Raw genomic sequence first — 8,636 nt, forward strand, 5'->3', positions numbered from 1 at the left:
GTCTAAACACTGTCATAAATGCAACAAACATACATCACATAAAGAAAAAAAATAAGAAAAGAGATAAGTTAAAAATGAATAGAAAATATTTAGATATAACATTAACAGAGAAAAAATTAGATGCAATAATTTCATTTGCTCCACAAACAAGACTTTGATTATCAACAATTCAATCAACAGATGGAATTACTGTGATGGAAAAAAATAAATCATATGTTTTTGTTGATGGACGTTACTATGAATATGCAAAAAAACAAGTAAAAAATGCTGAATTAGTTTTATTTAACAAAGAAAATTGAGATAATTTTTCTAAAAGCAAAGAATACAAAAGAATTGGAGTTGAAGCTGATTATATAACTCTTGTTGAGTTAAATAGAATAAAAAAATCATTTCCAAACAGTGAAATAGTTGAAATTTCAGGTCAAAAACTTAGAATACTAAAAGATGAAGAAGAAGTAAAATTAATTAAAAAAGCTATTGATATTTCACTAGAGGCTTATGATGAATTACTAAAAGAAATTAAAGAAGGACAAAGCGAACAAGAACTTGATAGAAAATTAAACTTTTTAATGAAAGAAAAAGGTGCACAAAAAGAATGTTTTGATTCTATCATTGCTGCGGGAGCTAATTCTGCAGTTCCACATCACCACCCAACTTCTGCAGTAGTTAAGTCAGGAGACTTATTAAAAATTGATTTTGGTGCTATTTATAAAGGTTATGGAGCAGATATAACAAGAACATTTATTTTTAATCCTAATAACTCAAAAGTAGATCCTAAAAAAGAAGAAATTTTACAAATTGTTAAAGAAGCTGCACAACTTGGAAGACAATTTGTAAAACCAGGTATAAAAGCTTCTGAAGTTGATAAAGTATGTAGAGATTATATTGAATCCAAAGGATATGGTGAATATTTTGTTCACTCTACAGGGCATGGTCTTGGAATTGATGTTCATGAATTACCAAATGTTTCATCATTAAGTGATTTTGTATTAGAAGAAGGAATGGTTATTACAGTTGAACCTGGTATTTATATAGAAGGTTTTGGTGGAGCAAGAATTGAAGATGATTTACTTGTTACAAAAGAAGGATCAATAACTTTATCTAGAAAAAATGAAATAAATGGTATTGGAAAATAATCTTATTAAAACGAATATAAAGAAAAAATGCGGAAATCCGCATTTTTATATTTCAATCATTTCAAATTTTGATGGTTCTAATTCTATTGATTTTAATAATTTATTTTTAAAGGAATTAGGGTTGCTAGAAGTTTCAAAACCGAAATAGTCAAATTCCAAGGAAGAAAAAAAACCGAAACCATAACCATCATCTCCTGTATTTTGCATAAAGATAGCAACCATTTCTCCACTTTCATCATAAACTATACTTCCTGATGCTCCAGAAATTAAATCATATTTATCGTTATTATTGTTGTTATCATATTGAATAAAAGTTTTAAAATAACCATATTTTGCAAATTCTTGTGCTTGATCATTTATAGTTACTTTTTCTATTCTATTAATAATATGTTCTCTATATCTTCTACCAGAAAAGTTTAGATGAGGATCTTGTGGGAAACTGCTAACAAAGAATTTTACATAATTATTTTGGGAAATATAATTAGTTTTTTTGCTTAATTTAAGTGGTTTTAATCTTTGTCATTCATTTAAGTAATTGATAATTTTGGTATTTTTTTCTAATTTTGCTTGTTTTAAAATTGGTTCAATATCAATTATAGATATTGATATATCAGCATTATTTCTATTTGAATCTTGTTCTTTTGTTTCATCTCTTTTGGTTTGATTTATTGCTTGTCAAAAATTAAAATTGAATCATTTTTTTTCTACATTTATTGAAATTTCACTATTAGCACTATTTACCTTGGAATCGTTGAAATCTGGAATTAAAAATTTTTTTAAAACTCTAGAATCATATCATCTTGTTTCTAAAATGTCACTAACGTGTCTATTTGTTATGAAAAAATATCTATAATCATTTGGATCGTTGGGTTTAACTTTTGCAAGCATAGTTGAAGTTCCACCACCAACAACAAAAACTCTTTTTCTAATTTCTTGAAAATTTGTGTCGGTTTCTTGTTCTAAAATTCTTTTACCATTACTAAATTTAAGTGGATTATTAATTTTGTTTGAATAATATTGTCCATTAGAACTTAATTTAGCATGTAAATCTGATTGATAAGTTTCAGGAACAAGTGAGAAATTTTCATCTTCTTCATCTTTTGTTAAATATGAAACATCAACTAAAGTATTATATTTAGAAATAAAAATATTGTTTTCAATTTTAGTTTCATCTTGAGTGAAACTAAAATCAGGAATATAATCACTATATTCATCGTTTGGTTTAATTTTTATAATTAAATTAGAATCATTATCGATATTATAATTAAATTTTACAAAAGGTTCTTCAAAAAACTCAGTTACTCATTCGTTATTTAAAACATTTTTATTATTTAATAATTCTTCTAAATTTATTAGTATTCTTTGAGAAATTTTTGTTTCAAAAGAATCATCTTTTTTTCTAAAATCAAAGGTAATTCCTATTTTTTTATCAGTAAATGGTTTATTTAAAAAGTTTTTTAAATTAAGTTTTAATGTTGCTTCTTTTTTGTTTCCTGATAATTTAATTTCTTGATATTGAATAAAAATAGGCATAAGTTTATTAACGTATTTATAAATATTATTTTCTTCTTTGAATCTTGCTTGTAAATCTGGTATTTTAGATAAAAGTTTTTCAGCAGGAATAGGATTATTAAAATCACTAAAGTTTGTTCATTTTGGAAACTCATCACTAAATTTAAAAGTCCCTTGAATATATTTTAATATTTTTGTCATTTCAATATTAAAATAATTTTTTACTAGATTTAAATTATTATCAGTTTTTTCTAGAAGGACACTATTTGGGAAAATATTTTTATCAAAAATAATTTTAGGGTTATTGATATTACCACTTTGAGTTAAAGTTTTATTTTCTAAAATATCAGGTTTTGGGAAGGAAAATAATTTATCTTTAATTAAAATTGATAAAGGTGGGAATGAAATTTCTTTTGATTCATAAAGAATTTTTATTAAGTTGTATTCAACACCTTTTTTTATTTGATTTTTTATATTAAAAAATACAAAAGAGTTGTCACTTGAAATTTCTTCATTAGTTAATTCTATAAGATTATTTTCTTCACTTGTTGGTGATAAAAACACGGAAAATACAGCATTATTAGGAATATAAAATTGGTTTTTATCATAACTAAGTTTTATTGAATAAAGATTTTTTGATTCATCAAATATTAATTCTGAACTTGAAAAGTTTTTTATTGTAGTTTTTGCAGTAGTTACTTCTTTTACAAGTTTTTCTATAGTTAAATTTTTATTATTTAAAGAAAAAGAATCAATATAGTATTGAGTATTGCTTTTTAATTCATTTACATTTATTTCAATAAAAGGAGAATTAACTTCGTAATTACTTACTATTATCTCTTTTTCTTCTTCATCAGAATTTTTAGATTTTAATACTAATTTAAAAGTTTTTAGATTTTCATTAGATAAATTAAATTCTGAAAAATGGAATATTACTAAAAAACTGTTTTCTGTAATGTTTTTAAAATTTATAAAATCTATAACAAAATTATCTTCTTTATTTTCTATTTCATTGCTAATTTTTTTAGTTGTAAATTTAGTATTTAAAATTTCATTTGATATTATTATTTTGTTTTTTAAATCTTTAAAATTTATTTTTGAAACTTTTAATGTTTTTGAACTTGAAGATAAGATTTTATTTAAATTTATATTTAAAATATTGTTTTGTAAAATATCTTCAAATAAATATGTATTTTGTTCTTCATCAATTAATTCAACAATAGTAATTGGGTTAGATTCTTCTAGATATTCAGTATTGTTAAGAATAAAATTGATATTAGAAACTTCTTCTCTTTGATTTAAAACTGAAGAATTATTAATTTCAATATTTGCTATTTCTAGTTGAAATTTAGTACTAAAATTATTAAAATTTACTTCTTGATTATTTATTATTATTTTATAAATAAAGTATTCATAATTGGCAGTCAAGTTATTTATTTCAAATACTAATAAATTCTTTTCTAAAGGAATTTCCTTTATAAAAGAATTATTAACTAATATTTCTTGATTATCAGAATTTTTATAATATATTTGTATATTTTCTTTTGTTGTACTAATATTGGAATTTAATTTTAATTCTATTTCTACTGAAGAATTTTTTGAATTTTTATATTTTATATCATCTATAATATAAAAATTTTTGTCTTCATTTTTATTTATTTCTTTATTTTGACAAGAAATTAAAGTTGTTAAAAATAAAGGGGTGCTTGTTAAAATTCAGATTTTCTTTTTCATAAATTATTTAAAAATTTTCTTACCTAATGTTTTATATAATTTAATTTTATTATTTAGTAAGTCAAAAGCTTTTTGTAAAGTGTTATTATCGAGTAAATCAATATTAGAATCTTTTAAAATGTTTAAAGGTCAATCTTTGGAACCAGAACTTAAAAATTTATTAATGTAATTTTCTAATTCTTGAACACCATTTTCTTTATATTTTTGGAAGAAAATATTTGCTACTATATAACCAATAGCATATTTATAAACATAGAAATTATAATAAAAATGAGGTACAATTACTGAATAAATATTGCTTTTATTTCCTACTTTTTCTTTATTTTTGATATTTGTATATTTGTTTAAAACATCAACATAAATTTTTTCAAAACTTTCAAAAGTTTTCATAGGAACAGAATTATCAATATTTTTATAAAGTTCATATTCATAATTAGCTCATTGACATTGTCTTACTACTGTTGAAAGAAAATCTTGAATAGATTTTTCAAGCAAATGAAATTTTAATTTTTCATTTTTTGCATTAGTAAACATATAATCAAAAAGCATTAGTTCGTTGAAAATTGATGCAATTTCAGCAAGAAAAATAGGATAGTCTGCGTGTTCATAAGGCTGATTTTGATCTGAATATCAAGAGTGCATTGAATGACCCATTTCATGTGCTAAAGTAGCAACTGAATTTAATGTTCCATTAAAATTCATAAGGATATATTTTTTTTCAAGTGAATAATGACTTCCGATTGAATATGCTCCACTTCTTTTGTTAGGAACTGTTAAATAATCAACTCATCTTTGATTTATTGCTTCTTTCACTTTATTTAAATAAGTTTCTCCCAACGGTTTAACTGCTTCAAAAAGTAAAGATTGTGCATCTTCTACTGAGTATTTTTCTTTAATATTTACAAGTGGAAGCATTGAATCTCATGGTTTATAATCTTTATTATATTTTTGTTTAAAAAATTGTTTTTTAGTTTTGTAAAAAAGATCATATAAATTTGAGTTTGATTGAACAATAGAAAATAGTTTATTTAAAAGTTCTAAAGGAACTTTGTCATTGGATATTTCTTTTTCAACCAAAGAATTATAGTTTCTATTTAGAGCATCTGTAGATTTATTTCTTATATGTTGTTCAAGTAAGGAACTAAAAGTTTGTTTATGATTTAAAAAACCATTTAAATAGTTAGTATATGCTTGCTTTCTTATATTTTCATCTTTTCTTTTTAAATATGAAAAGTAAGTAGATTGATTTAAGGTAAACTTTTTATTTTTACTTATAATTTCATCGAATTTAGTTTCAGAATCTCTTAAAATTGCAAAAGTTTGGTATAAAGAAACCTCTCCTTTTGATGTTTGTGTTATATAATTTTCCACTTCGTCTACATACTTATGTTCTTTTTTAGATAAAATCTCTTCAACATCTTTATTATATAATTGAAATCTTGGATCTGATTTTCATTCATTTATTTTGTGTGAATTTTTAAAATACTCATTTTCTTCAGAACCAAGTTCTTTAATAAAATCTGAGTATTTATTTAACAGCAAACCAAAATGAGTTGAAACCACTGGTTCAACTAAATTAGTATTTTTTTTGTTAGATAAATAGTTATAAATTTGTGAAAAATATAAATCAAATTCTTTTTGTTTTTCTTTATATTCAATAAATTTATCTATATTTTCAAATTTAGTTTTACTTGTTTTTATTACTGGAATAGAATATTTTTCAAAATCATCTAATCATTCTTGAATTGATTTATTTTTTAAAATAAATTCTAAATCAAATTTATATTTTTCTGGTATTTCATTATAATTTTTATAATTTTTCATTTTTTCTCCTTAAATTTTAATCTTTTCTATAACCTTCTTTGGATAATATTTTTTGAATTGAATTTCAATATTTTTTTAGTCAAGAATTTTCAGAAGTTCTTGTATTTAAATAAAATAAAATTGGGTTAATTTCTTTATTTTCAGGGTTTATTTCACTAAATAATATTCTTTCTTTACTATTTTCATTATCAATGGTTCCTGGTTTTTTAGCATTTGTTGCAAAAAGGGAACCAACAAGAATTTTATTACTATCAAATACTGCTGAACCTGAACTCCCAGTTCAAAACGAATTTAATATTCCAACACCGTTTAAATATCAAATATTTTCAAAATTGGCATTATTATAGTAAAACTTTCCTTCGCTCTCTAATTGTGAATTTTTAAAATTGATATTTTCTTTTAATATGGATGTTTCTTTTGTTACAAACTCATTATATTTTGGATCAACAATAAATGTATTTGTTGAATTGTTAAAAGAAATTAAAGATTCATTAAAATATCGTTTAGCTGTTGTTTCTCCAATAAAAGAATTTTTTTCAAATGCATTTTGTTGAGAATCTACAACTGTAGAATAACCAAAAACATTTAGATTCAATTTGGAATTATTTCCATCTTCACTTTGAATATTTCCAATTAAAGTTGGATTTAAATCATATTCTTTAAAAGATTCTGGTTTTTCTATGTTATTTTTCAGTTTAATTTTAATTATTGAAAAATCAGTTCCTGAATTTGGATAATTAGTTATTGTTGGTTGATGCTGAGCATCTAGATTTCAATAGTTTTTAAAGTTATGATCATAAAGTAATGGTTCCATAATTTCATATGATTCTATAAAAGAGAAAGGTGATTGGAAGTTTGTATTTATTACTTGAGAGTCATAATTGAAACCAAAATTATCTCCATTGTCTTTTTGTGGATTGTAATAAGAAAAATGTTTTTTCAAAATGTCAGAAACTAATTTTGTATTAACTGGATTTTTATTAGTATCATTTCATTCTTGACTGTCATTTGGTTTTAAAAGAAATAACTCATTTTGAAATAAATTTGTAAAGGTTTTTTCAGGTATGGAACCATCATAATTTAGTGAAGCTTGAGCTTGAAAAACATTATTAAGCATTGATAATTTTTCTTCAGTTATTTGTTTATAATTGTTATTTTGACTAATAAGTTGCGAAGAATTTGTATAAACTTGTGGAAATTTTAATACTTTAGTAACATGAATATTTGTTGCCAAATAATAAGTTAAATTTTCTGAATCAGAAGGATCTTTATCAATAACTCAAGCTGTTCCATTTATTGAAGAAAACGGAAATAATACTGATCTTTTACCAGCCTTATCGCTATAAACATTTCATAATTCATCAAAGTAAGTAATTCTCATAGAACGTTTTTCTAAAAATTCACCCATTACTCTTTTATCATTTTGTAAATTTGAATAAATTTCTTTTATTTCAACATCTTGCTTATTTAAAATCTCTTTTGGAGTTGATATAATAAAATTATTTTCTAGATTAGCGACAAAAAAATCACTATCTTTTTCATTATTGTAAATTAATGCATATTTAACTAAATATTTTGTATTTTCCTTTAATTTTGGAATACTTATTCATTTTTTGCTAATAATTTCTTTATCAGTTGTGATTTTAGAATCTTCTTTTATTATATTATCATTATTTAATTCATAAATAATTAATGAAATGTATTTATTTAAATCATTAGAAGATAAGTCATAATTTAAATTGAAAGTATTACCAAAATCACTTGTTTCAATTTCCTTATTTTTTTCATTCGTTGTAAAAGAAATGTTTGAATTAGAAAATACAATTTCTTTGTTTATTTCTTCTTTTATGGAAAATTCCAAATTATCATTTTGTTGATTGGTTTGTTTAATTGATTTTAATAAATATGGCTTATTTGGAATAATATTATTTTTAAAGGAAAAAGTTGCAATTTTACCATTTACATAATTTTCGTTTTTTATAATTGAAACACTACTTAACTCTTTTTCTTCATTTTCATTTTTTAGTTGTAGTTCAATTTCTAAATGTGAATTTACATTTTTATCAAATTCAATATTTAATTCTCATTGCTCAGAAGAATTATTAAATTTAACTAAATTGTTAAAATTAATAACATTTACTTTATTGTTTGTTTCACTTGGATTTTCTTTATTTTCGTTCTTTTGAACAGAACAAGATAGAGAAACAGCACTTAAGAAAGTAGGAACTGCTATAAGACCTATAGAATATAAGTTTTTAAATATTTTTTTCTTTTTCATATGTTATCTTTCATTTTAATAATATAAAATAATACCAAAAAAAATTCTTTTTTAAAGCATTAAAAGCATAAAAAAAGAAATCATTTTAAATGATCTCTTCCTTAAATGAAATATAAAGTGCACCAGTGTTTTTATAACCTACTTGTATTTTA

4 protein-coding genes are annotated in these 8,636 nt (G+C 22.3%); 1 reads left to right on the plus strand and 3 read right to left on the minus strand.

Annotation, left to right across the window (positions count from 1 at the left end; translation table 4 throughout):
• A partial coding sequence (locus ACXX86_RS03885) for an aminopeptidase P family protein (RefSeq protein WP_458561175.1) occupies positions 1-1,136 on the plus strand: 1,136 nt, incomplete at its 5' end.
• Positions 1,137-1,181: 45 nt separating this feature from the next.
• Here the strand turns inward: ACXX86_RS03885 and ACXX86_RS03890 are convergent.
• Genes ACXX86_RS03890 through ACXX86_RS03900 form a run of 3 tightly spaced genes read right to left on the minus strand, consistent with a single transcriptional unit; the run spans position 1,182 to position 8,484 of the window.
• Positions 1,182-4,382: a hypothetical protein gene (locus ACXX86_RS03890; protein ID WP_458561176.1), complete on the minus strand. Its 3,201-nt coding sequence runs from the start codon at positions 4,380-4,382 to the stop codon at positions 1,182-1,184.
• A gap of 3 nt (positions 4,383-4,385) precedes the next feature.
• Positions 4,386-6,206, minus strand: a complete 1,821-nt coding sequence (gene pepF / locus ACXX86_RS03895; protein WP_458557319.1) for an oligoendopeptidase F — start codon at positions 6,204-6,206, stop codon at positions 4,386-4,388.
• A gap of 16 nt (positions 6,207-6,222) precedes the next feature.
• Positions 6,223-8,484 carry a DUF31 family putative serine protease gene (locus tag ACXX86_RS03900; RefSeq protein WP_458561177.1) on the minus strand — a complete coding sequence of 754 codons (2,262 nt, stop codon included), beginning with the start codon at positions 8,482-8,484 and terminating at the stop codon, positions 6,223-6,225.
• Positions 8,485-8,636 lie beyond the last annotated feature (152 nt).

The organism is Mycoplasma sp. CB776 (assembly GCF_054343395.1).